This window comes from Psychrobacillus sp. Z3-81, from assembly GCF_056620325.1.
Map to the genome: position 1 here is coordinate 56,569 of NZ_JBWQPU010000011.1, position 24,691 is coordinate 81,259.

The window sequence follows — 24,691 nt, forward strand, 5'->3', positions numbered from 1 at the left end:
GGTTTACAAATGATTGCTGCTACGATGACCAAAAAACGTATCGCTTATAAGAATATCGCATCGCCAAAAGGCTTTAAGGCAACAGGGATCCACTGTGGATTAAAGCATAAGAAGAAGGACCTGGCGCTACTGACTAGTGAGGTGCCAGCAAGCGTTGCAGGAGTATTTTCTACGAATGCCATCATTGGTGCGCCGCTCGTAGTCACGAAGGAAGTCGTCTACTCCACAAAGAAAATGCAAGCATTGGTCGTATGCTCTGGTATTGCGAATTCCTGCACAGGAAAACAAGGAATTCTAGATGCCTATACAATGCAAGAAAAAACGGCAGAAAAGCTAGGAATTGCTCCAGAGTTAGTTGGCGTGGGATCCACTGGCGTCATAGGTCAAATGCTGAAAATGGAGCCACTGCTTTCAGGAATCCAAAAGCTGGAGCCTACTGATGAGCTAGAAGGGGCGATTAATTTCTCTCAAGCCATCATGACAACCGATACGGTGACCAAGGACACCAGCTATAAAACAATGATAGATGGGAAGGAAGTCATCATTGCCGGTACTGCGAAGGGCTCTGGCATGATCGAGCCAAATATGGCGACGATGTTTGCATTCATTACCACCGATGCAAATATCGAATCTGATTACCTGCAAGCGGCTTTAAAATCCATCACGGACGTCACCTTTAATGCAATTACGGTCGATGGCGATTCTTCTACTAATGATATGGTGCTTGTCATGGCAAATGGGTTGGCAGGTAACAGCGCGTTAACACCATCTCACCCAGACTGGTCCAACTTTATCGAAACGCTTCATATGGTATCACTCGACCTTGCGAAAATGATTGCAAAGGACGGCGAAGGGGCAACGAAGCTGATTGAGGTAGAAGTAAATGGCGCAGTGAGTGATGAGGAAGCACGTAAAATTGCCAAAACAGTTGTGGGGTCACCGCTTGTGAAAACGGCAGTCTTCGGAAGCGATGCAAACTGGGGACGCATTATTGCAGCAATCGGCTACAGTGGGGCAACCATCGACCCATATGGCATCAACATCTGGATTGGCGATATCCAAGTTGTGAGCGATGGGGGACCAGTGCCTTTCTCGGAGGAGGAAGCCCATCTGTATTTAAAGCAAGCAGACATTAAATTTGTAGTGGAATTAAATCAAGGCAACGGACAAGGAACAGCATGGGGGTGTGATTTGACGTATGACTATGTCCAAATCAATGCAACCTATCGTTCCTAAGCGAATCGTGATCAAGCTGGGCGGCAGTATGCTTGAAGGCTTGCAGGAGGGCTTCTTCTCCATCTTCAAGCAACTAATCGCAGATGGCAATGAAATTATCATCGTCCATGGCGGTGGCCCGGCAATCAACCAGGCGCTCTCGGACAATCAGGTCACTTCTACTACGATCAATGGTTTCCGGGTGACCTCTGAAGAGGCAGTGCATATCGTCCAAAGCACGCTGGTTGGTAAGGTAAATCCCTTCCTAGTGAACCAGCTGTGTAAACATAATATCGCAGCCATTGGACTCAGCGGCTATGATGCAAATTTATTAACTTGCGACTTCCTAAATAAAGGATTATATGGATATGTTGGAGAAATAAAACAAGTGAACACTGGAATTCTAGATACCCTACTTGTCAATGGCATTACGCCTGTCATTTCCTGCATAAGCTGTACGGAGGATGGCACGCCACTCAATATAAATGCGGATACGGTGGCAAGCGCCGTTGCATTGGCAGTAGGAGCAGAAAGCCTTTATCTAGTGACAGATACTCCTGGCATTAAAATAGCAGGGGACGTGCAGCGGGTCATTCTGGCCGATGCGATACGTGGCTGGATTACTTCAGGAGATATCTACGGAGGTATGATCCCAAAGGTGACAGCAGCTCTAGACTGTTTGGCGGCAGGAATTCCGTCCGTTCAAATTGTTGATGAACAGCTCCAAGGAACAACCATACTTAAACAGGAGGTTTATGCATGAGTGCTTTATTTCCCAATTACGCTCGTCGACAGGTACAGCCCGTAAAAGGAAAAGGAACAATCCTAACAGACGTTAACGGAAAGGAATACCTGGATTTCACCAGTGGTATCGCTGTGCTAAGCCTAGGCCATGCACACCCCGCACTAGTGGAAACCATTCAGCAACAAAGTCAGAAGCTATGGCACACATCGAATTTATTCGAAAACCCAGGTCAAGAAAAACTGGCTGCCAAATTAATAGAAGGAACTCACTTTGCGCATGCCTTTTTCTGCAACAGTGGAACAGAGGCGAATGAGGCCGCTATCAAGCTTGCGCGCAAGCACACAGGCAAGCACGTAATCATCACCTTCGAAAAATCGTTCCATGGCCGGACTTTCGGTGCCATGTCCGCAACTGGTCAGGAAAAAGTACGAAACGGCTTTGGACCATTACTCGAAACCTTCCGTACCGTGCCATTTAACGATGTAGAAAAATTAAAAGCAGTGATCGACGACGAAGTCTGCGCCATCATGCTAGAGGTCATCCAAGGAGAAGGCGGCGTCAACAAGGTAACTCCTGAATTCGTAGCGGCAATCAACGAAATCTGCGAAGAAAAGGGCATCCTCCTAATCATCGACGAAGTCCAAACCGGCATCGGCCGAACCGGGACCCGCTATGCCCACGAGCAAGTCGGCTTGAAGCCAGACATCATGTCCCTAGCGAAGGGGCTAGGGGGAGGCTTCCCAATCGGTGCCCTGCTCGGTACAGCAGCAGTAGGCCCAACCTTCGGACCAGGTGTTCACGGTACGACCTTCGGCGGCAACCCACTAGCAGTCGCTGTAGCAACGACCGTAGTCGACCACGTCTTCCAAGATGAATTTTTAGCGAATGTGAATGAAACATCCGCCTACTTTATGGGTAAGCTAAAGGAAACACTTCCGAATAACCAAATAGTCGGCCTAGGACTCATGATTGGCATCATCTGTGATGGCGAGGCAGCACCATACATCACCGCTGCTGAAAAAGCAGGCCTGCTCCTAGTAGCAGCCGGCCCAAACGTCATCCGCGTCCTACCACCGCTAACGGTGTCCAAGGAAGAAATCGACCAAGCCACCGCTATCCTAGCGGACGTGTTCAATGCAGTGGTGTCCATCTAGGATCGATGGAGTGCTCATAACTAAATAAGCCCACTTGAATTAAAGCCGGTCCGCGAACCGCTATTCATAGGGACAATAAAAACCACCCGGTTGGGTGGTTTTTGTGTTGGAGGCGGTTAATTTCCAGTAAATTTCCGATAAGTGACTAAACGAATGGTGAACGCGACTAAACGACCTTCGTACGTGACTAAATGGAAAGGGAGAGCGACTAACTATCGGCTGAACGTGACTAAACCGGATGTGAAAGCGACTATTCCTCCAAAGCCACCACTACCTAAGCAGGAGGACATGAGAATCTCCACTTTTTGCTCAGCAAAAAGTGGCCCATTGCCAAAGCACGCTTCCTTCGGCAGTAGATCTTAGAACAGTGGCGGTGTCCACTGACCTACATAGATAGAAAATTTCCAGTAAATTTCCGATAAGTGACTAATCGAGTGGTGAACGTGACTAAATCCCTTCGAACGTGACTAAATGGAAGGGGAGAGCGACTAACTATCGGCTGAACGTGACTAAATCAGATGTGAAGGCGACTATTCCTCCAAAGCAAGCACTACCTAAGCAGGGAGGACATGAGAATCTCCACTTTTTGCCCAGCAAAAAGTGGCCCATTGCCAAAGCACGCCTTCTTCGGCAGGGTATCTTAGAACAGTGGCGGTGTCCACTGACCTACATAGATAGAAAATTTCCAGTAAATTTCCGATAAGTGACTAATCGAGTGTTGAACGCGACTAAATCTCCTTCGTAAGTGACTAAATAGAAGGGGAGAGCGACTAACTATTGGATGAACGTGACTAAACCGACTGTGAAGGCGACTATTCCACCAAAGCCGCCACTACCTACGCAGCGGGACATGAGAATCTCCACTTTTTGCCCAGCAAAAAGTGGCCCATTGCCAAAGCTCGCTTCCTTCGGCAGTAGATCCTAGAACAGTGGCGGTGTCCACTGACCTACATAGATAGAAAATTTCCAGCAAATTTCCGATAAGTGACTAATCGAGTGTTGAACGCGACTAAATCTCCTTCGAAAGTGACTAAATAGAAGGGGAGAGCGACTAACTATTGGATGAACGTGACTAAACCGACTGTGAAGGCGACTATTCCACCAAAGCCGCCACTACCTATGCAGGGGGACATGAGAATCTCCACTTTTTGCCCAGCAAAAAGTGGCCCATTGCCAAAGCACGCCTCCTTCGGCAGTGGATCCTAGAACAGTGGCAGTGTCCAGTGCCCCACATAGATAGAAAATTTCCAGTAAATTTCCGATAAGTGACTAAACGAATGGTGAACGCGACTAAACGACCTTCGTACGTGACTAAATGGAAAGGGAGAGCGACTAACTATCGGCTGAACGTGACTAAACCGGATGTGAAAGCGACTATTCCTCCGAACAGCCACTACCTAAGCAGGAGGACATGAGAATCTCCACTTTTTGCTCAGCAAAAAGTGGCCCATTGCCAAAGCACGCCTCCTTCGGCAGTGGATCCTAGAACAGTGGCAGTGTCCAGTGCCCCACATAGATAGAAAATTTCCAGTAAATTTCCGATAAGTGACTAAACGAATGGTGAACGCGACTAAACGACCTTCGTACGTGACTAAATGGAAAGGGAGAGCGACTAACTATCGGCTGAACGTGACTAAACCGGATGTGAAAGCGACTATTCCTCCGAACAGCCACTACCTACGCAGGAGGAAATGAGAATCTCCACTTTTTGCGCAGCAAAAAGTGGCCCATTGCCAAAGCACGCCTCCTTCGGCAGTGGATCCTAGAACAGTGGCAGTGTCCACTGACCTACTAAGAGAAAGCTCCAATAATAATACGAAAAAAGTAAGCATAGTTAATTATCATATGGTATTATTTGTATATGATAATAAAACCTTACACCCAATCCCTCTATCTTGAGGCTCTTCAAGCCCTTCTTAAACGCCTTCCGAGAAACCATCCTAAATTTCAATCCATATTTGAAGAACTAAATAGAACTCTAGCTGGTAGCTATGGAGAAGAGGTTACCATGACAGCGCTGAAAAAAGTGGTGCTTCCGTACAACTTTTATATTTTTCATGACCTAACCTTAGTTGGCGATAACCTTTTCCAAATAGATGTGTTAATCATTACTCCCAGTAGAGCAATTATCTTCGAAGTTAAAAATATAAAGGGGGATATTGAGTTTCAGTCGAGTCCTTACCAAATGGTCCGTACATTGCCGAATGGAGAAAAAACTACTTTTGAAAGTCCAGAAATTCAACTGAAAGAAGCAATTCACCAACTAACATTTTTTTTCAAAAAGCATCAGATAAATCTTCCTGTCACAGGAGCATTGATTATTCCTTTTGCCAGTAGTCATGTTACAGTTCCACCGATGGAAACTAAGCTGCTGTTTAAAAATGAAATAAGACAATACCTTCGAGATCAAATCCACATTCCAACTATCTCCGCGGACCAGCTAACTAGATTACAAAGAGTAATCCGTTATGAAAACAGACCTTTTCATCCATTTCCACTTTCCAATCATTTTTCTATTCCATCTACTCACCTTCGCAAAGGAGCTATATGTGATAAATGTAGTCACATTGGTATGAAAAAAATAACTCGTAATTGGCTTTGTACCAATTGCCAAGCAATTGATAAAAAGGCACATATTCGTGCAATCCGTGAGTATTTCCTGATTTTTAAAGCAACCTTAACGAATCAAGATTGTAGAGAGTATCTATGCTTACAAACTAAGCATCAAGCTTATCGGATAATGAAGAGTCTCCATCTAGAAAAACAAGGAACCTTCCGAAATGCAACCTACAAAAAAAGCCCTCTCCACCGAGAGGACCCCTAAAAACTATGTGTCATTGCCCAAACTGCAACCGCATCCACTTCACCCTTATTCACAAAGCGGTGAGGGTAAGAGCTGTCAAAATAAATGCTATCTCCTTCGTGTAGCTCGTACACATCCCCATCAATCTCGACCTCTAAGTCGCCGACTAACATGTAGCCGCATTCCTCGCCGGAGTGATACATAAGCGGGGAGTCTGTCTCTTCGCCAGGTGCGACAATCATCTTGAAGAAGCTCATCTGTTTGCCAGAGGTTGGGGAGAGCAGCTGGTAGCTTACGTTAGGTCGCACGCGCTTGAGGAGCTTGGTTTCGCTCGCGCGGTTTATGGTTACTGTGCTGGATGCCTCCGCTTCAAAGAATGAGAAAACGGGGACCTTGAGACAGTGGCTCAGCCTCCAAAGTGTTTCGAGAGAAGGGGAAACCTGACCACGTTCGATTTGAGAGATCATACTTTGACTGATGCCAGCAAGCTTGGCAAGCTCGTCGGATGTTAAAGCCATTTGCTTCCTTAAATGCCGAATTCTTTTACCTACTTCCTCTTTCGGAAATTCCATTCCCACACACCCCTTTGGATAAACATTCATTAAACAAATTTTAAGAAAACTATGTATACTCTCTATTGTGCCTTTTTTTCTTACCAGAATCAACCATGTTTTATGTAAGTAAAATGAATAAACATAGACCAAAAAACACGATGATGAACAGTTCTGCCAAAACCAACGTCCCAATTATCCCCAAACTCATGAGTTCCCTATCGCCCTTCCAAACAAAATATGCTATAATACTGCAAGGTAAAAAAAGAAGGGAAGTACCTTATTATGCAAAAAACAATTTGTGTGGTTGGTCTAGGTTACATCGGACTTCCAACAGCCGTTACTTTTGCCAACCATGGTGTCCGTGTACACGGAGTTGACATTAATGAAAAAGCAGTACGAATGATTCAAAATAAACAGCTTCATATAGAGGAAAACGGTCTTCAAGAGCGCTTGGAAAAAGCGGTAGATGAAGGCTTATTAACTGTATCTACTCAACCAGTAGAGGCAGATGTATTTATTATCGCAGTACCATCACCGATTAATCCTGACAAAACAGCGAACCTTGAGTATGTTCGCCAAGCAACAGCATCTATCGTTCCTTACGTAAAAGAAGGAAACTTAGTCGTATTAGAATCTACTGTACCACCAAAAACAGTGGAAAATATCATGCTGCCTGAGCTAATTAAAACAGGCTTAAAAATCGGTACAGAGCTATTCGTATCCCATTCACCAGAGCGTGTTATTCCTGGACGTATCTTCGAAGAGCTTATTAACAATGATCGTATTGTTGGTGGAATCAACGAACAGTCTTCTATCATGACGAAAGAGCTTTACGAAGTGTTCGTAAAAGGAACAATTCACTTAACAGACGCTACAACAGCAGAGCTTGTAAAAGTAATGGAAAATACGTATCGTGACGTAAACATTGCGTTTGCAAACGAGCTAGCGAAAATTGCTGAGACAATTGACGTAAACATTTGGGAGGCTATTAAGTTTGCGAACTTCCACCCACGTGTAAATATTCACTATCCAGGACCAGGAGTAGGCGGACACTGTATCGCAGTTGACCCATGGTTCCTAGTTGAACTTAGCCCAGAGGCACAAATCATCGAGCTTGCTCGTCGTACAAACGATGGAATGCCAGCTTATACTGCTCGTAAAGTACAACAAATACTTTCTCAAGCAAATAAAACAACAGGGAAAGTAGCGGTATTCGGTCTTGCTTTCAAAGGAAACGTAGACGATATGCGTGAAAGTCCATCAACTGAGGTAATCCATGAGCTTCAAGAGCTTGGCTTTGATGTGGTTTCTTATGACCCACATATCAAGGTTAATGGTCATGCGACGCAAACTCAGCTGTTGAACGAAGCAACTGCTGGAGCAGACATGATTCTAGTATTAACAGATCATAACGAATTCAAGGAACTAGATCCATCAGCATTTAAATCGGATCTAGCAACGCCAATCGTTTTAGATACGAAGAACTGCTTGCAACGTGACGTATGGGAACAACAAGGATTTGCATTCTACACACTTGGTGATGCGAAAAACCGTAATGTAATGGAGCAAATTAACCAATGAAAGAAACAATCCTAGGTGTGGACGTTAACACCGAAAACTATGATGAATTGATTAAAATCTTATTCCAACGCATTGAAGAGAAGAAAAAAACGCTTGTCGTGGCAATAAACCCTGAAAAGCTGATGAAGGCAAAAGAGGATCCTGAGTTAAAGGCGCTCCTAAACCGTGCGGAATTTCAAATTCCAGACGGGATAGGAGTCATCCTTGCCTCTAAGCTTAATAAGGGAAACATTAAATCCCGTGTTACCGGTATCGATATGATGGACCGCATCGTACGCGAAGCTGCAAAAACACAAAAGTCGATATTCCTATATGGTGCAAAGCCAGGGGTAGCAGAAAAGGCAGCGGAAGCGCTGAAATTCACGTATCCTTCCTTAATTGTTGCTGGAATACAGGATGGCTACGAAAAGGATAACGAAAAAGTCCTTGCTAAAATAAACGAAGCCAAACCAGAAATCTTATTTGTTGCAATGGGCTCGCCAAAGCAGGAGCTATGGATCGAGGCAAACAGGGACAAGCTATACCCATCCCTATACCAGGGAGTAGGTGGATCCTTTGATGTACTAGCTGGCAACATTAAGCGTGCACCGAAGCTCTTCCTCAAAACTGGCACAGAATGGCTGTATCGTTTAGCGGTAGAACCTTCTCGAATAAAGAGACAGATGGCCTTGCCGAAGTTCTTATTAGAAACACTAAAAAAGAAACAATAAAAAAATTTCTAAAAATTACTATTGATGGACTCTTTTGCTCTTGAAGAATAATTGAAAAGGTGTTAGGATAGGTAAGTGTAAGGATCATTTCCTCAATATATAAATCTTTAAAAAAGTCGGTTGGTTGCCCACGCAGAAAAGCCTAAGTAGATTTCTACTTAGGCTTTTTTGTGTTTATTTTTATTCTTGGATGACTTTTACGACCCAATTGCTAAAGTCTGGCTGTTCTTTTAATACCGTATCCTTCGGGAAAAGAAAGGTCCATGGCTTGCTCGTATTTGCTTTGATAATTAGTGGTGGCAATTGGAAAGCCCCTTTTGCGACCACTTCTCTCGATGCATCTAGAATTTCTATTGGGACTTGTTCTAGCTCTATATCTTTTTCGAGACCACTTCTAATAAGAACCGTTGTTGCAAGGCTACCATCTGGTTGAACCCTAGCCTGTAATCCGATAAATTTAACTTCATTCTTCTTAGGGGGTGTTAACTTTTCTACTACCCTTTCTAACTCTTCCTTACCTCCTTTGGCTAAAGCTGATTCCCAGGTAATATCTAAATCCAATCGATGAGGAATTCTTTGTTCAAATGCAAGTGTCCATATCTCTGCTGTAATTTCTTCTAAAGGTACGAAAAGGTCCGCTTCCGAAAATTCTACAATCCATGGCATAGCACTTTCAGCAGGGATTTCTCCAAGCTTGTTAAAATCTACCTCAATTCTACCGAGTAGCTTATTATTGTCTCCGAATAAAAGAAGAGGAGTATTTCCCAATGTGATATTTCTATCCAAACTTTGTCGTAAGAAAAACTGTGCGTATACTTTATTTTTATCTATTTTAAGCTCTATAGGGTAAATAGAAAGTTGATTTCTCTTCAAGGGTTCTAATTCGTTTAGTAGGAATTGGAAATAGTACTGATCTTCAATTTTTTCGGGCTTGCCACCATAAAAATAGAGCTTAGTGGTTACTAATTCATCTGTAGTAGCAGCTATTTCTTCTAAAAGGTCTTGAGGAGAAACAGCTGTTTCTTTCTGTTTCTTCTCACTAGAGCGTTTAAAAAATGGAATCATTCTGCTCTCTCTCCTTCATTAATAATATTCGGTGGATCCTTCACAAGTTTCGCAATTTCCGTTGCAACACCTTTCCCAATGCCATGTATCATGCGAGTGAATAAGATAAGTCCTTCTCGCTCGTATTGTCTCATTGGATCTTCCTGGGAGTAGCTACGCATCCCAATGCCTTCTTTTAATTTTTCCATTGCATCCATGTGACTGAGCCAATTCTGATCGACTGTTCCTATTAAATAGAGCCTAAGCATTTCTTTTTCCGATGCTCTACTTAAAATATCTAAAACAGTTACCTTATATTCATTGACTGCTGAGCTAACATGTTTTTTCATGAGGTCAGGAGCAGTACGGTTGTCCCATTCTGGTAAAGAGATCCCTGGTAACAGCTCTAAAAATTCATTACGAAGTCTTTGGATAGCTGTATCGGTTTTTTCGCCTTCTTCTTCAAAGAAAAAGTCAATCTCATGGCCTGGATATTCACGGATAAATGTAATGAAAGTTTCCTCGATATCATTACCAAAGAGTAATTGGTCACGGATATCATAAATAGTCTTCCGTTGCACATTCAACACGTTATCTAACTTCAAGTTATATTCCCGGATGCTGTAGTTTGCACCTTCACAGATTCTCTGTGTCCTCGACACAAATTCTTCAACTTTTTTATCTGTTAATAAACCATCTGGTCCAGGTTTCACTTGCTGTAGTAGCTTTCCTAGTTCCTCTCCAGCATACCGCTTAAACATTTCATCCTCTAAGGAAATAAAAAATTCTGAAGTTCCAGGATCCCCTTGACGACCAGATCTTCCTTTCAGCTGATTATCGATACGGCGTGATTCATGAAGCTCTGTTCCGATGACATACAACCCGCCTAGCTCAGCCACACCTTCTCCTAAAGTAATATCTGTTCCTCGCCCAGCCATATTAGTAGCTACCGTAACAGCACCTTTTTGTCCGGCTAGAGAAATAAGTGTTATCTCTTGTTCCATACTTTTCGCATTTAACACTTCATGTGGGATATCAAGGGACTGTAAAAACTTCGATACTTCCTCTGATTGTATAATAGAAGTTGTTCCTATTAAAACAGGCTGTCCCTTTTTATAAAGCTCCAGCGTTTTTTCAGCAACTGCCTTGTATTTGTCTGCTACAGTCAAATAGATACGGTTTGGCAAATCCTCTCGTACAATCGGCTTGTTCGTTGGGACCTGCGTCACCTGCATGTCGTATAATTCTTGGAATTCCTTTTCTTCCGTTTTAGCCGTTCCAGTCATGCCGGCAAGTATTGGATACATTCTGAAATAGTTCTGAACGGTGATTGATGCCTGTGTTTTATTTTCCTCTGTAATGATTAGGCCTTCCTTTGCTTCAATCGCCTGGTGAAGACCATTTGAAAGCGAACGTCCTTCCATTGGACGCCCAGTAAACATATCTACTAAGAGAACTTTCCCATCTTTAATAATATAATCGACATCTCGCTTAAACATAGTTCTAGCGCGCAATGCTTGAATCATATAATGGTAGAGTGTTTGATGCTGGAGGTCATACAAATTATCTAATGAAAAGAAGCGTTCAATTTGTTCTATGCCTTCTTCTGTATAGTTAACCGTTTTTGTTTCTAAATCAAAAATAAAGTGAGTGTCCTCTTTAAAGGATTTTACAAGCTTTGCAGAAAGTGTACTCAACTGTTCATGAACGTCTGTTTTGCCAGCGATAATAAGTGGGGTTTTTGCTTCGTCCACCAGTACACTGTCAACTTCGTCCACTAGCGCAAAATGAAATGGTTTTTGTACCCTAAAAGATGCATCATAAGCCATATTGTCACGTAAATAATCGAAGCCAAATTCAGACCCAATTCCGTAGGTGATATCCGCTTCATATGCAGCCTTCTTAACCGAAATGTCCATCATAGGAAGGTTGAGGCCAACTGTAAGCCCAAGAAACTCATGTATTGGTCCAATTAATTCTCGGTCTCTTTTCGCAAGATATTCATTGACGGTTATAACATGTACTCCCTTGCCCTCTAATGCTCTTAAGTAGGCAGGGAGGGAAGCTACTAATGTTTTTCCTTCCCCCGTAGGCATCTCTGCGATGTTCCCTTCCGAAAGAACCATCCCCCCTATTAATTGGACATCAAAATGGCGCATACCTAACACACGATCAGCTGCTTCCCTAATGACAGCGAATGCTTCTGGACGGATACTTTCTATTGATTCTCCATGTTGAATTCGTTCTTTAAAATAATTTGTCTTGTCTGCCAATTGCAAATCCGATAAAATCTTAAATTCTTGACCAAATGTATCTATTTTGAATAACTCATCTTTATATGATTTAAGAATTTTTTCGTCCGAGGACGGAAAAAGTCGTTGCCAAAAGCTTGCCATTTGTTTATCTCCTTTGTTTTTTAATTCCACAGTGAGTAATTATACCATATTTTTAAAAGAATTTTAAAAAGTCTTGAAACAAACTATCTATCTATACGTACTAATAATAGGTGGGGAAAAGGGTGGGAATCAAAAGGCTCAATTATTTAGTGTATTTTCCTATAATGAAGTAAATTGTTTTAGAAAATTACTCAGCATTTGGTTATAATATGAATCTATTACCAAAAAAGTAATTGACAGAATTATATTCTCATCTTATACTTTACTGTGTAGTTGATAATCTATGGTCATTTTGCCGTGATTAGGAGATTATCAAATTATATTTACCTAGAGGAGGAAATTATCCAATGGCTAACCAACCAACGAAATACCGTAAATTTTTAGCTGGTGCAGCTACCGCATCTTTAGTAGCTACAGCAGTAGTACCATCAGCATTCGCTGCAACATTTAAGGATGTAGCAGAAAACAACTCTCACAAGGAGCACATCGATGCTCTTTCTGCAGCAGGAATCATTAATGGATATGAGGATGGTTCTTTCGGACCTAACCAATCTATTACAAGAGGCCAAGTAGTAAAAATGATGGGGAAATGGCTAGTATCATTAGGCTATGAAGTTCCAGCTGACTACGCTACAAAACAACGCTTTGACGATATCTCATTAACTACAAAAGATGAAGAGTTATTAAAATACTCTGCATTAGTAAAAGATAATGGAGTATTCAACGGTTCTAACGGAAAATTAGATCCTTCAACTAATATTACTCGTGAAAATATGGCACTTGTACTTGTACGTGCTTTTGACACAATCAACAAAACAGATTTAGTTGACTATGTATCTAATCAAGAATTCAAGAAAGATGTAACAGACTTAAATGCTGCTAAAGCAGAAGCTCGTCCATACATCGATGTATTAGACTTCTTCAACATTACTAACCCAGCAGCTCCTGCATTCAACCCAAAAGGTGATGTAACTCGTGGTCAATTTGCTTCTTTCTTAAATAAAACAATTAAAACAGTAGCACCTGGTTCACAAATTACATCTGTTACTGCTATTAACAGTACTACTTTAAGCTTAAAAGGTTCTGGTTTTGCAGGAATTAAACCTGAAGAATTAAAAGTGTCTAATAACTCAGTAGTTTCTATTACACCTTCTGAAGATGGAAAATCAGCTACAGTTGTGCTAAACGCTCAATTAGTTGATGGTGAAGAAGTAGTAATTACTTTTAAAGAGAAGGAATTTAAATTCACATTTAAAATTGAATTTGTAAAAGCTGCAGTTAAATCAGCTACTTATGATGACAATACTTCAAATCAATATGTAAAACTAGAAGTGGATGGATTAGAAGTAACTGGAGCTGATTTAATGGCTGCTGGTTATGATGTAAGATTTGAAGCTTTTAGAGATAAAGCTGGTCAAACACCTGTTAATACAGTATATGAGAATAATACTTTAGGTTTATTAAGTAATGATATTGATACAGCTACAGGTCTGGTTATTCCAACATCTGGTATGACTATTTATGTGTCAGCTACAATTTCTAAAGGTTCAGATGTAGTTTCAACAGGATTAACTCCAGTTATCATTAAAAACTTAGACTTAGCAACTGAAGTTATTGAATCTAAAGATGTACGTTTAGGTACTAATACATTTTCAATGACAAAAGATACGTTAGTTGTAGGTGAAGATGCAACTATCAATCGTATTAGAGTAAAAGCGGATAATAACTCAGAATGGGCTACATCTGGTTTCTCTGCAACTTCTTCTAACCCAGCTGTAATAACAGTAGATAATACTGGTACTAAACCTGTGTTAACAGCAGTAACTCCTGGTACAGCAACTATTACTGTTACTTATGGAAAAACAGTACAAACTTACACATATAAAGTAGAAAATGGTGCACGTGAAGTATCTTCTGTACAAATAGTTGGCGCAGATTCTGCTGCAGCACCAGCAATTTCTTCTAAAAACTTAGCAGTAGACGTAAATGGTGGCACTTCAGCAGATAATACTGTCTATGTAAAAGTTTTAGACCAATTTGGAGACTTATCTGATCCAACTGATCCAAGACTTAATGTAGTGTCTTCAGATACTGCTGGGACTGTTGTTGGTTTAGGAACAATTGTTGATGCTACAACTCCAAATCCTAACAATATTGGTGAATTAGCATTAACTCCAGTAAGTAAAGGATCTGCATTCATCACATTTACTTATGATTCTACATCTGGTAACACTTATAAGTTAAATAGTAATTCTTTCCGTGTTCAAGTTTCTGACAATGCTACTGCAAGTTCATACAAATTAGAAATTGATGGAGATAATACTGAGTCTAGTGATTATACTCTAAATATGGCTAATACAAGTGATGACTTACTTTCACTTAAATTAGTACCATATACAGCACAAGGTGTTGCTTTAGAACCTATTGATCTTACAGCTGCAGGTGTAACAGTTAATACAGTACAAACTGCTGACGTAGTAACTACAACACCAACAACAAATGGAGTAGATATTCAAGTTGCTTCTAAAACAGGTACTGCTTCTGTATCAGTAACATACAACGGTAAAACTTATACTCAAAAAGTAACTGTTATTAACGAACCAACTCGTATTTCTGCAGTTCAATGGAAATCAAACCCAGCAGTTAACTATGCAAAAACATACACTTATGAAGATGTATTCCAAGTAACTAAATCAGGTAACGATGACATTTTACGTGGAGTAACAGTATCACCAACATCTTCTCAACCTGTACGTATTGATGCTAATAATGTAGTATATCTTGACAAAAATGCAAATGGTTCACAAGATGGTAACGATGTAGCATTAGGACAATTTGAATTTGATTTCATTGAACTTGATGGATCAATTTCTGAAGATGGTGTAGCTACTGTTACTACAACAGCTGGAGATGAGGGTACATTAGTTTATAAAGTTGTAAGTACCACTGGTGCTGTAATTGCATCTTCTTCTGTAAAAATTGATGTAAACTAATTATCTTTAAAGATAAATTAGAAATATAAAAATTGCTCTACAGAGTGAAATCTCTGTAGAGCAATTTTATTTATACATAATTCTACTTTTGGTTAGAATATTCTCTTACTAGTGATTTTTAAGTATGTGTTTATCTAAAAATAAGTAGTTAACTAAAAGATTTGTTCACAATATTTTCTACGTCTTACTAAACTATCCGTACTAGCTTTAGGTGAGAGTGATAAGAAAAATAACTAAAAATTCAAATAAAATTCTCGGAACTACTTCCTAGCCAAGAAAAATAATATATACTAGTAATAAGTTTTAAAAAACACCAATTTCTGTATAGGGGATAGAGAAATGAAAAAAAGAAAAATGTTTCTTGCTAGCTTAGTAGTACCTTCTTTAGTTGCAACTACAGTGACACCTACAGTTCTTGCAGCTGGATTTACAGATACAAAGGGGAATACGCATGAAGTTGCCATTAATGCGCTAGTGAGAGAAGGGATAATAAATGGTTACCCTGATGGCACCTTTAAGCCGAATAAAACACTAACTCGATCCGATGTAGTAAAGTTATTGGGGAAGTATTTAGTTGCAAAAGGGTTTAAGGTGCCAACAGATTATAAAACAAAAGTTAGATTTACTGATGTGACGGTGAAAACAGCAGATGATGAATTATTAAAGTATGCAGCAATGATCAAGGATAATAGAATTCTTGGTGGGAGTAATGGAAGACTTCTTGCAAAAGAAAACATGACTCGGGAAGACATGGCGATAGCAATTGTGAAGCTGCTTAATGTTGCTGAAGGAGTGGATTTAATAAAATATGAATCTTCTCAAACGTATGTTAGCGATGTAACAGATTTAAAAAGTGCCAAGGTAGCCGCACGTCCTTTTATTGAAGTGCTTGATTACTTTAATATTACGAATCCAGATTTAGATATGTTTCATCCAAAGGATACGACAACACGTGGACAGTTTGCTACTTTTTTAAAAAGAAGCATTGAGTTAGATTTAACCAAAGTAAAAGAGAAATCTATTACTATAGCTAGCTTTAAACCAGTGGGTAATCAAGAGTTAACTTTAACGTTCAATAAAGAAATAGATTTAAAGAAGGCAAGCTTTGCTATCCGTAAGAACGGGTTAAATGTTGGAATCAGCAAAATAAGCCAATCTACAGATAAGAAGACAGTAAGCTTTAAATTACTATCTCAGTTGAGTGCGGGATCTTATGAGATTTCTGTAAGTGGTTTAAGTGATAAGGTGTTGACTTCTAACGTATCCATTACAAATGAAAGAGTAGAAACTATTGAGATACGGGGTAACCAGGCTGTACCATATTCGGACGGAACGATACTCAGAATTCCGTTTAAAGTATACAATCAATACAAGGAAGATATAACGAACAAGACCAACAACTTGAAGGTTAGTTCTAACCTAGCTTCTTCAAAACACTCCTATACAATTGATTCAGAAAAAGGTTTTATTGAAGTATCTAAGCTTGCTTGGAATGAACAATTTAAAGTTGGAGAAAAGTTTACCTTAACCCTCGAGAGTGGCAATATAAAAGGTGATAAGTTGGTAACAGTATCACAAAAATCGAAAGTTAGCCAAGTGGAAATATTAAATGTTTACAATGATGTATCTACAAGAGAAACTTTAAGTCTAAATTCAGATTATGAGGATTTTCATCTAGTTCTGAATGCAATTGATGAATATGGACTTCCTGTACCAGCTTCAGATATAGCTAACGGAGTTACCCTATCTATTTCAGGTACTTCTATAATTGATGTAAATGGAGGGAGAAGTACTCCAAAATTCAGTGAGTTAACTATAAACGGAAAGAAACAAACAGTCCTTGAACTTAGAGAACCCGTAAATAAGAAAGCAGGTCAAGCAACTATCACGATTACTTCTCGTGCTACCGGAAAAAGTGCAAAGTTTAATATAACTGTAGCAAATGGGGCCAAGGCTGATAAAATTACTATGCAAAGACCAAATCTTGTAGTGGCAGGAGAAAAGACTGAAATTCCTTTTGTGGTAAATGGAACAGATGGGAAAGTTATTAACGATGCAAACTTCTTAAATAGTAGCTCAGGAATGAAACTGACAACTAATGATTCCAGAGTAAAGGCTACATTTGAGACGGATCAGAGTACTGGTAAAGCAAAGTTATATGTAACAGATAGCTCCCAATTGAGTACGGATAGACAGGTGACTATTAATGCAACTACACCAGCTGGAAAATTGACATCCCTAACCTTAACTATTCGAGCAAAAGCAGAAGCAACTAAAATAATCGGAGTTACTAATTTAAAAACTTCGTTAATGGTTAATGAGACAATAATGTTTAAACCAGATTCTTTCCGCGTAAATGATCAATATAACAGAGCTTTTAATTTGGTGAGTAATATGGCTAGAGCAGCTAATACATCAAATAGTGGGAAATATTTAATTAAGGTAGAATCTGCAGATGATAAGCTAATGTTATCCTCAAACAATACTATATCAGCTAGTAATACAGTCACAGCTACTGGAGTAAAGAATGGTAAAAGTAATTTAAAATTCTATCTCCAACAAATAGATTCGAGAGGTAATGTAAAAGAATTAAATATGCGCCAAGAAAGTATTCAAGTCAACGAAGGGACAACTTACCAAGTTGATATAAAACCTATTTATGATAATCCGGTCTCTTCTGAAATGATTAATTATAAAAGAGAAATTATCGTTTCTGCTATTACCTCTAATGGAGTTAGTACAGTTTTGCCTACTAGTGCATATGATGTCATTCCAAGCAACCCGGACTTAGTATACGAAAAGGCAACAAATAGGCTATATGTTAGACCTGATAAGGATATTGTTGATAAAGGAGATAAAACAGAAAATGTAAAAGTAGTTATTAAGACTAACCCTGGGGAAGTTACTCTCAATCAGTCCGTAACTATTACAAAAGCTGCTCCTAATATAGAAAAAATGGAGTTGCATCCATTTAATAACCTAACTATTATAGACGGTATGCTTCGCATTCCAGGAACAACAACCGGGACAGTACCGATTGATTCAATAGACTTACTGGGCGTGCTAAAAGTGATAGACCAATATGGCGAGGACATTACGCCATCAGTAGCTGACAAAATTAAAATGACAGCTACTGATCTTGTGAACTCAGATAATGATAATATAAAACCAGAAGTAACTGAAAATGGAATTGCTAATTTACAATTTTCCGGAATAGAAAATGGAGATAGTTTTGATTTAACTTATATAGTAAATGGAAAATCTTTTACAACCAAAGTATTAATACAGTAAGTTTAGAAAGAATAAGGGAGTAATCCTTTATTCTTTCATTTTTTGGTTTTATAACATTTGTTGGGGTATCCAAACAATAACCTGTCCAAGAAGCGAAGTTACTTAATATTCCCTTGTTACGGTAGTTACTAACAGAAATTCATTTTATATACCCCTCTGATGCTCAAAACAATAAACCTTTCCTCCAAATTTCTTATTTGAATGGCAAAATGATTCCACTTTGTCCGAAACCGGTTTATTACATACTACACAATGACTTTTACTATTTGCTGGCGGACTCTCTTTAGATTTTAGCTTGTTGACATGAAAATCTCTAAGAGAGTGATCTGTTATATTGGCTTCTAAGAAAATTTCATAAAGTTTTGTAATATCATTCTGATTTAATTCATTAACACCAGTAAGCTTTTGAACGGCCACTTTTCTATGTATGAATTCAGTTAGTTCAATGTCATATACGACTAGTTCATTGGAAGAAAGCTTTCTTAATTCCTCATCAATCTTAAATGTACTTCTCTTTGTGAATGAAATCATAGAGATAAAATAGGAATGATAATGATTCTCTACCAAAGCTTCAAGTCCCTTTACATGTCCATAGTTTTGAAACAGTGGATTCATCATCTCGAACTTCCCATTAACGGACCAGGTTTTTCTGTCTTTCCCTCCATAAATGGTGCCTTGATAATTTTTTGTCTCAATCACAAATAATCCAAATGAGGTAATGATAACGTGATCGATTTGAGAATAGCCAGTGGAAGATTTTGAATTTTGGATAAATAGGTCACTGATATATTTATATTCCTTTGGAAACTGGGATAACTGTAAGTCTATTTTATATTCACCCAGATCACCCTTTCTGATTGCTACTTTCTCTTTTAATTCATCGTCTTTGTTATTAGGGAAAGGAGGAGTAATAGGCTTCAGCTTCTTAGGATGAGTCCTTGATTTGAAAAAAGAAAACATAAGAGACACCTCTGTATAATTGATACTATTAATATCGGTTAGAGTCTTTACATACTAAGTAATTAATAAATTAATCCTTTATTAAAAAAACAACTTTCGGAGTATTGGGATTAACGTATATGACCGATAAGTGCATATTTTTTTAATTTAATTTTTAAAGGGGATTAATAGATATACGAAGGAAATTTTTTCTATCTAGTACGAGGGTAGCTTTAGCAGTCACCCCGATTGTTGTTGCTGTCGGGCTTTCAGCTACTAAAAGTAGTAAGCATTAGTCGGCTATTAGACTTATGTTGTAGATGGTAATATGCTAACGAATTTGTCGCAGTTGAATAAGATTGAAATCTCTTATTCTTTTTTTATGGATAATCTTTAGTCTTAATTAAAAGTAAATATTTACCTTATTGTAACTATACTTTTACCTATATATAGAATTTTCTAATAATTAAATGGAATTGAATTACATATAAGATATAGTAATGTAGAAAATGCTTATGATAATCTAGAAAAGTATGGATATCTATTTTATTTTTGGATAAGTATGTATTTTTAGTAGATGGTTTGAGAGTGCTTTGCATTTTATTTGAATAGGAGGCTAGGAGAAGGAAAAAGAGACATAACGTGATGCTAGCAGTCGCTTCTACAGTAGCAACAAATGCCTTTATAACAGTTGTTTAGGTAATGAAATACTCAAAGAAACAGAAATCCCTCACTAAAGGAGAATTGTCTACATGAGCAAAACGAATTGGAGGAAGTATTTTAATAGTTTCCTATCCGCCGGGTTAGTAGCAGGACTAATCTTGCCATCCCTTCCGGCAGAGGTATCTGCGGAGACGACAGCAACGGACTTGATTATTTCCGAATACGTAGAAGGTAGCAGTAACAACAAGGCCATAGAAATTTATAATGGAACTGGAAGTACAGTCGATTTAAGCACCTATAAACTAGAGCTTTATGCAAATGGAAGAACGGATGTTAACACAACCTACAACTTCTCCGGTGCTTTAGAGAACGGCCAAGCCTTTGTTATTACACATAGCCAAGCCTCTGACGCTCTAAAAGCAAAGGGAAATATTACGCATGGTGTAACGAACTTTAACGGTAATGATGCACTTGTCCTTAAAAAATCTAGTGACGTCGTGGATTCCTTTGGCCAGGTTGGAGTAGATGCTAAGTGGGGAGAAAACGTCACCCTAGTTCGCAATGCTTCTATTACGACAGGAGATAGAATTGTCGATGATACTTATGATGTTAGCACTCAGTGGCAAACTTACCCTATAGATACCTTTGATAACCTAGGCTCCCATGCAATGGATGGCTCTGCCCCGGGAGATCCAGGTGATCCAGGTGACCCCGAAAAGCCAACTATTCTTTCTCTTGCAGATGCCCGACAAAAAGCTATAGGTGAAACGGTAACCATAAAAGCAGTAGTTACTGCAAACCTGAAAAATACGGTATCTGTCCAAGACTCAACAGGTGGTATTGCAGTTCGGCCTTCTAGTTTACCAGCTCAAATTGGAGACGAGGTTACTCTAACAGGGGAACTAGCTGAATTCCGGGGTCTTCTGCAATTAGATGGTGCGACAATTATCGAAAAGACAGAAAATGTTGGGGCACCAGCACCGAAGAGAGTGTCGGGAGCAGAGGTTAACGAAGCAAACGAATCTTTACTTGTGGTGGCAAATGATATCACGCTGACATCTGTAGCAAACGGAAATTACAAAGCAACAGATGGAACAACTGAGTTTGTCGTTCGTGATGAGAACAATAACTTAGGGTTAGAAGTAGGGAACACCTATGAGTCTATCACAGGAATCATTCAGCAATACGATGCTGACTACCAAATCATCCCTCGTTCTGGTGCGGATATCGTTGTAGACAGTTCTATCCTACAGCCTGTTACTGCTTCTCCTGATGGAGGTACATTTGTTGGGGGAACAACGGTTACTTTATCGACAACAACTTCAAACGCTTCTATTCACTATACATTAGACGGCTCGGAGCCAACAGAGGATAGTGCGGTTTACACTACGCCCCTTGAAATTAAACAAGATACTACATTAAAAGCAGTTGTCATCACAGCTAACGGCGAAGCTAGTGAAGTAAAGACATTTGAATACAGTATCACAGATAGTCTGCAAATCCATGATCTTCAAGGAGCAGGACATACTACTCCATTTAATAATCAAACAGTAGAAGGTATCCAAGGGATTGTCACGTACGCATTTACACTGAACGGGTCTTACTACTATACAATGCAAACGCCAGACGACTTAGCGGATAATGATGCCCATACGTCAGAGGCAATTCTTCTTTACAGTGGCACTAAGTCTTGGCCAATCCAAGTGGGAGATTTAGTTTCTGTTACGGGGAAGGTAAGTGAATATGCGTATGACGGCTATTCGGATCGTCAAACGACTGACCTGAAAACTACGCAAATCAATGTACGTAACGACCAAGGTGGTAATGTGTCGGTTGTTGAAAGTGGAGTTGAACTACCGGAGCCAATCATCTTAGATGAATCAAACATTGATTTCAATCATATCGACGATGACTCTCTAAAGGTATTTGATCCAGAGGAAGATGCAATTGATTTCTGGGAAAGCATCGAAGGTATGCGTGTTCAAGTAGGAAATGTGAAATCCGTTTCTCCTCAAGAGCATGGCGATCTTATCACTCTATTAGAGGATGAGCCAACAAACACACTGCATGGTGGAGTCCTTTATGAGGAGAATAACCAAAATCCTAACCGTATTCATTTCCGTCTAGAGCCTAATGGGGACGCTCGTGAATTTGAGGTTGCTACTGGTGATACATTCGAAGGACCGATTACAGGAGTTGTTGGTTACTCTTATCAAAACTTTAAAATCTATGCAAGCTTAGATGAAATGCAGGCAAAGCATACAAAAGGCAATGCAAGGCCAGAGCAAACATTTATTGAAAAAGCAGAAGATAAGCTAACAGTAGCTTCCTATAACCTTGAAAACTTCTCAAACAACGAATCATCTACATCTGATGACAAGGCTCGTAAATTAGCAAGAGCAATCGCTGTAGACATGCAAAATCCTGATATTGTTGGGGTAACAGAAGTACAAGATAATAATGGAGAAGCTACTGGTGATTCAAAGGCAGACCAAAGCTATCAGCGCTTGATTGATACAATTGTGGAAGCTGGTGGAGTGGAATACCAATATGTAAATATTGACCCAGTAAACAATGCAGATGGTGGGGCACCGAATGCAAATATCCGTGTAGGATTCTTATATAACCCAGAGCGCGTATCATTAACAGAAGGAGTACCTGCTGGTGATGCAACTACAGCTGTAGTCTATGAAAATGGAAAGCTGACAGTGAACCCAGGTCGGATTGATCCAACAAATGAGGCGTTCGACAGCAGCCGTAAGCCGCTTGCTGCTCAGTTTGACTTCAAAGGGGAAAGCGTTATCGTGATCGCTAACCACTGGAATTCAAAATCTGGAGATACACCGTTATATGGCTCTATCCAACCACCTAAATATGAAAGTGAAGCACAACGTAAAAAAATTGCTCAAATTGTCTATGGATTTATTGAAGATGTAAAAACAAAAAATCCAGATGCAAATATCGTATCACTTGGTGACTTCAATGATTATCAGTTCGCGGATGCATTGAAAATTCACGAAGGAACATTAATGAAAAACATGATTAACGAAGCAGCAGATGCTGATCGTTATACGTATTTATATCAGGGTAACTCTCAAGTGCTAGACCATATTTTAGTTTCAAAGAACTTAGCAGAAAAAACGATCATAGATATTCTTCATATTAATGCAGACTTTACGGATATGGCTGGACGTGCAAGTGACCATGACCCGGTAATGGTGCAAATTGATCTATTAGAGGAAGAGGAAGTAACACCAATTATTCCCGAAAAACATTACAACTTTAAGAAATATAAGGCTAAAAAGGTGACAATCAAGGATCCAAGCGTTTCTATCACGCTAGATAACAAATCGGTAATCAAAGAAGGCATCTTCTTTACTGGACAATATGCAGAGTTCGATGGGAAAGGCTTTATTTCTCATACAGTAACAGTGAAGCCTGCAAAAGCGGGAGCAATCTTAGACTTCAAAGGAACAAAAGTCAAAAAGGTAATTATTGACGGAAAGAACGTAAAAGAAATCCGCGGGGCAGAAAACGTACGAAAGTTTGAATTCATCAATGGAGCAACTGCAAGTGCTATCAAAATTACCAATACAAAAGGGGAACAAATCTTTATACCTGGTCAAAATAAAGCACCAGTTCTTGTGAAGAAAATAAAAACCCAAACTGGGAAAGCTGGAGAAACGATCTCTATCTTACTAACAGAGCATTTCTCGGACCCAGAACAACAGCCGCTAACCTTTACTACAACACGGGGAACGATAGAAGATAATAAGTTGAAGCTAAACCTAAAGAAAGGTATTCATTTAGTAGCTGTCAATGCTAGTGATGGCCAAAAAAGCGTAACGACCGTATTTTTGGTATTAATAACACCAACACCAGCAGACAATACAGCAAACAGCTATTACGCGGATGCTATTGGATTAGAGGGAGAACAGCTGAAGGATGCTCTTCATGAAATCATCGATGGGCATAAAGAACTTTCTTATTCACAGGTTTGGGATGCGTTGAAGCAAACAGATGAGGATCCGAACAATAAAAACAACGTCATCTTACTATATACAGGATTATCACGTTCCAAAACGGCTAACGGTGGGAACGTGGGACAGTGGAATCGTGAGCATGTATGGGCGCAGTCCCATGGCGGTTTTGGAACATCACAGGGCCCTGGAACCGATTTACATCATTTACGTCCCACAGATGTTCAAGTAAACTCCACTCGTGGAAACCTAGATTTTGATAATGGAGGAAGTCCGGTAAATGGCTGTAACGAATGTAAAAAAGCATCGAGCTCCTTCGAGCCACCAGATCGTGTGAAAGGCGACGTTGCGCGTATGTTATTTTACATGGCAACACGCTATGAGCCAGGCGATAAGGTTGACCTTGAACTAAATGATCGAGTAGGGAATGGCTCCGTACCGTTTCACGGAAAATTATCTACTCTGTTAGAGTGGCACGAGCAAGACCCGGTAGATTCGTTTGAACGTAATCGTAACGAAAAGATTTTCTCTATCCAAGGAAATCGCAATCCATTTATTGACCATCCAGAATTTGCAGAATCTATTTGGTAGAAGTCTATATCATCTTTCAATCATAAAAAAGG

Annotated in this window: 13 protein-coding genes; 9 read left to right on the forward strand and 4 right to left on the reverse strand. The window is 39.7% G+C overall.

Features of this window, described 5'->3' with window-relative positions:
* Positions 1-9: 9 nt before the first annotated feature.
* From argJ to AC1ECF_RS12785, 4 genes are all read left to right on the forward strand, one after another.
* The gene (gene argJ, locus AC1ECF_RS12770; RefSeq protein WP_480389813.1) at positions 10-1,236 is read left to right on the forward strand and encodes a bifunctional glutamate N-acetyltransferase/amino-acid acetyltransferase ArgJ; all 1,227 of its coding nucleotides are present in this window, start codon (positions 10-12) and stop codon (positions 1,234-1,236) included.
* Positions 1,199-1,978, forward strand: coding sequence for an acetylglutamate kinase (gene argB / locus AC1ECF_RS12775; protein WP_480389814.1), 780 nt, complete (start codon positions 1,199-1,201; stop codon positions 1,976-1,978). The genes argJ and argB overlap by 38 nt, the downstream gene beginning before the upstream one ends.
* Positions 1,975-3,114, forward strand: coding sequence for an acetylornithine transaminase (locus AC1ECF_RS12780; RefSeq protein WP_480389815.1), 1,140 nt, complete (start codon positions 1,975-1,977; stop codon positions 3,112-3,114). The genes argB and AC1ECF_RS12780 overlap by 4 nt, the downstream gene beginning before the upstream one ends.
* A gap of 1,861 nt (positions 3,115-4,975) precedes the next feature.
* Positions 4,976-5,938, forward strand: coding sequence for a nuclease-related domain-containing protein (locus AC1ECF_RS12785; protein ID WP_480389816.1), 963 nt, complete (start codon positions 4,976-4,978; stop codon positions 5,936-5,938).
* Here the strand turns inward: AC1ECF_RS12785 and AC1ECF_RS12790 are convergent.
* Positions 5,935-6,489, reverse strand: coding sequence for a helix-turn-helix domain-containing protein (locus AC1ECF_RS12790; protein WP_480389817.1), 555 nt, complete (start codon positions 6,487-6,489; stop codon positions 5,935-5,937). The genes AC1ECF_RS12785 and AC1ECF_RS12790 overlap by 4 nt on opposite strands.
* Before the next feature lie 264 nt (positions 6,490-6,753).
* On the opposite strand from AC1ECF_RS12790, the gene AC1ECF_RS12795 reads away from it, so the two are divergent.
* Complete coding sequence (locus AC1ECF_RS12795) at positions 6,754-8,052, forward strand: nucleotide sugar dehydrogenase (protein WP_480389818.1); 1,299 nt, start codon at positions 6,754-6,756, stop codon at positions 8,050-8,052.
* The gene (locus AC1ECF_RS12800) at positions 8,049-8,762 is read left to right on the forward strand and encodes a WecB/TagA/CpsF family glycosyltransferase (protein ID WP_480389819.1); all 714 of its coding nucleotides are present in this window, start codon (positions 8,049-8,051) and stop codon (positions 8,760-8,762) included. The genes AC1ECF_RS12795 and AC1ECF_RS12800 overlap by 4 nt, the downstream gene beginning before the upstream one ends.
* 180 nt (positions 8,763-8,942) lie before the next feature.
* Here AC1ECF_RS12800 and AC1ECF_RS12805 read toward each other — a convergent pair whose 3' ends face one another.
* A complete protein-coding gene (locus AC1ECF_RS12805; protein ID WP_480389820.1) occupies positions 8,943-9,827 on the reverse strand; it encodes an accessory Sec system S-layer assembly protein in 885 nt (294 codons plus the stop codon).
* Positions 9,824-12,202: an accessory Sec system translocase SecA2 gene (gene secA2 / locus AC1ECF_RS12810; RefSeq protein ID WP_480389821.1), complete on the reverse strand. Its 2,379-nt coding sequence runs from the start codon at positions 12,200-12,202 to the stop codon at positions 9,824-9,826. The genes AC1ECF_RS12805 and secA2 overlap by 4 nt, the downstream gene beginning before the upstream one ends.
* A 347-nt stretch (positions 12,203-12,549) precedes the next feature.
* Here secA2 and AC1ECF_RS12815 point away from each other — a divergent pair, with 347 nt between their 5' ends.
* Positions 12,550-15,195 carry an S-layer homology domain-containing protein gene (locus AC1ECF_RS12815; protein WP_480389822.1) on the forward strand — a complete coding sequence of 882 codons (2,646 nt, stop codon included), beginning with the start codon at positions 12,550-12,552 and terminating at the stop codon, positions 15,193-15,195.
* Between the two features lie 339 nt (positions 15,196-15,534).
* Positions 15,535-18,486 (forward strand): S-layer homology domain-containing protein, encoded by a 2,952-nt coding sequence (locus tag AC1ECF_RS12820; RefSeq protein ID WP_480389823.1) that lies wholly within the window; start codon positions 15,535-15,537, stop codon positions 18,484-18,486.
* A gap of 144 nt (positions 18,487-18,630) precedes the next feature.
* On the opposite strand, the gene AC1ECF_RS12825 is transcribed toward AC1ECF_RS12820, so the two are convergent.
* Complete coding sequence (locus tag AC1ECF_RS12825) at positions 18,631-19,446, reverse strand: nuclease-related domain-containing protein (RefSeq protein ID WP_480389824.1); 816 nt, start codon at positions 19,444-19,446, stop codon at positions 18,631-18,633.
* Between the two features lie 731 nt (positions 19,447-20,177).
* Here AC1ECF_RS12825 and AC1ECF_RS12830 point away from each other — a divergent pair.
* Positions 20,178-24,659: an endonuclease gene (locus AC1ECF_RS12830; protein WP_480389825.1), complete on the forward strand. Its 4,482-nt coding sequence runs from the start codon at positions 20,178-20,180 to the stop codon at positions 24,657-24,659.
* Positions 24,660-24,691: the final 32 nt, after the last annotated feature.

What these genes read in the sequence shown, in the direction of transcription:
- argJ (WP_480389813.1), top strand. Translation starts at nt 10, where the DNA reads ATGATTGCTGCTACGATGACCAAAAAACGTATCGCTTATAAGAATATC.
- argB (WP_480389814.1), top strand. Translation starts at nt 1,199, where the DNA reads ATGACTATGTCCAAATCAATGCAACCTATCGTTCCTAAGCGAATCGTG.
- AC1ECF_RS12780 (WP_480389815.1), top strand. Translation starts at nt 1,975, where the DNA reads ATGAGTGCTTTATTTCCCAATTACGCTCGTCGACAGGTACAGCCCGTA.
- AC1ECF_RS12785 (WP_480389816.1), top strand. Translation starts at nt 4,976, where the DNA reads ATGATAATAAAACCTTACACCCAATCCCTCTATCTTGAGGCTCTTCAA.
- AC1ECF_RS12790 (WP_480389817.1), bottom strand. Translation starts at nt 6,489, where the DNA reads ATGGAATTTCCGAAAGAGGAAGTAGGTAAAAGAATTCGGCATTTAAGG.
- AC1ECF_RS12795 (WP_480389818.1), top strand. Translation starts at nt 6,754, where the DNA reads ATGCAAAAAACAATTTGTGTGGTTGGTCTAGGTTACATCGGACTTCCA.
- AC1ECF_RS12800 (WP_480389819.1), top strand. Translation starts at nt 8,049, where the DNA reads ATGAAAGAAACAATCCTAGGTGTGGACGTTAACACCGAAAACTATGAT.
- AC1ECF_RS12805 (WP_480389820.1), bottom strand. Translation starts at nt 9,827, where the DNA reads ATGATTCCATTTTTTAAACGCTCTAGTGAGAAGAAACAGAAAGAAACA.
- secA2 (WP_480389821.1), bottom strand. Translation starts at nt 12,202, where the DNA reads ATGGCAAGCTTTTGGCAACGACTTTTTCCGTCCTCGGACGAAAAAATT.
- AC1ECF_RS12815 (WP_480389822.1), top strand. Translation starts at nt 12,550, where the DNA reads ATGGCTAACCAACCAACGAAATACCGTAAATTTTTAGCTGGTGCAGCT.
- AC1ECF_RS12820 (WP_480389823.1), top strand. Translation starts at nt 15,535, where the DNA reads ATGAAAAAAAGAAAAATGTTTCTTGCTAGCTTAGTAGTACCTTCTTTA.
- AC1ECF_RS12825 (WP_480389824.1), bottom strand. Translation starts at nt 19,446, where the DNA reads ATGTTTTCTTTTTTCAAATCAAGGACTCATCCTAAGAAGCTGAAGCCT.
- AC1ECF_RS12830 (WP_480389825.1), top strand. Translation starts at nt 20,178, where the DNA reads ATGAGCAAAACGAATTGGAGGAAGTATTTTAATAGTTTCCTATCCGCC.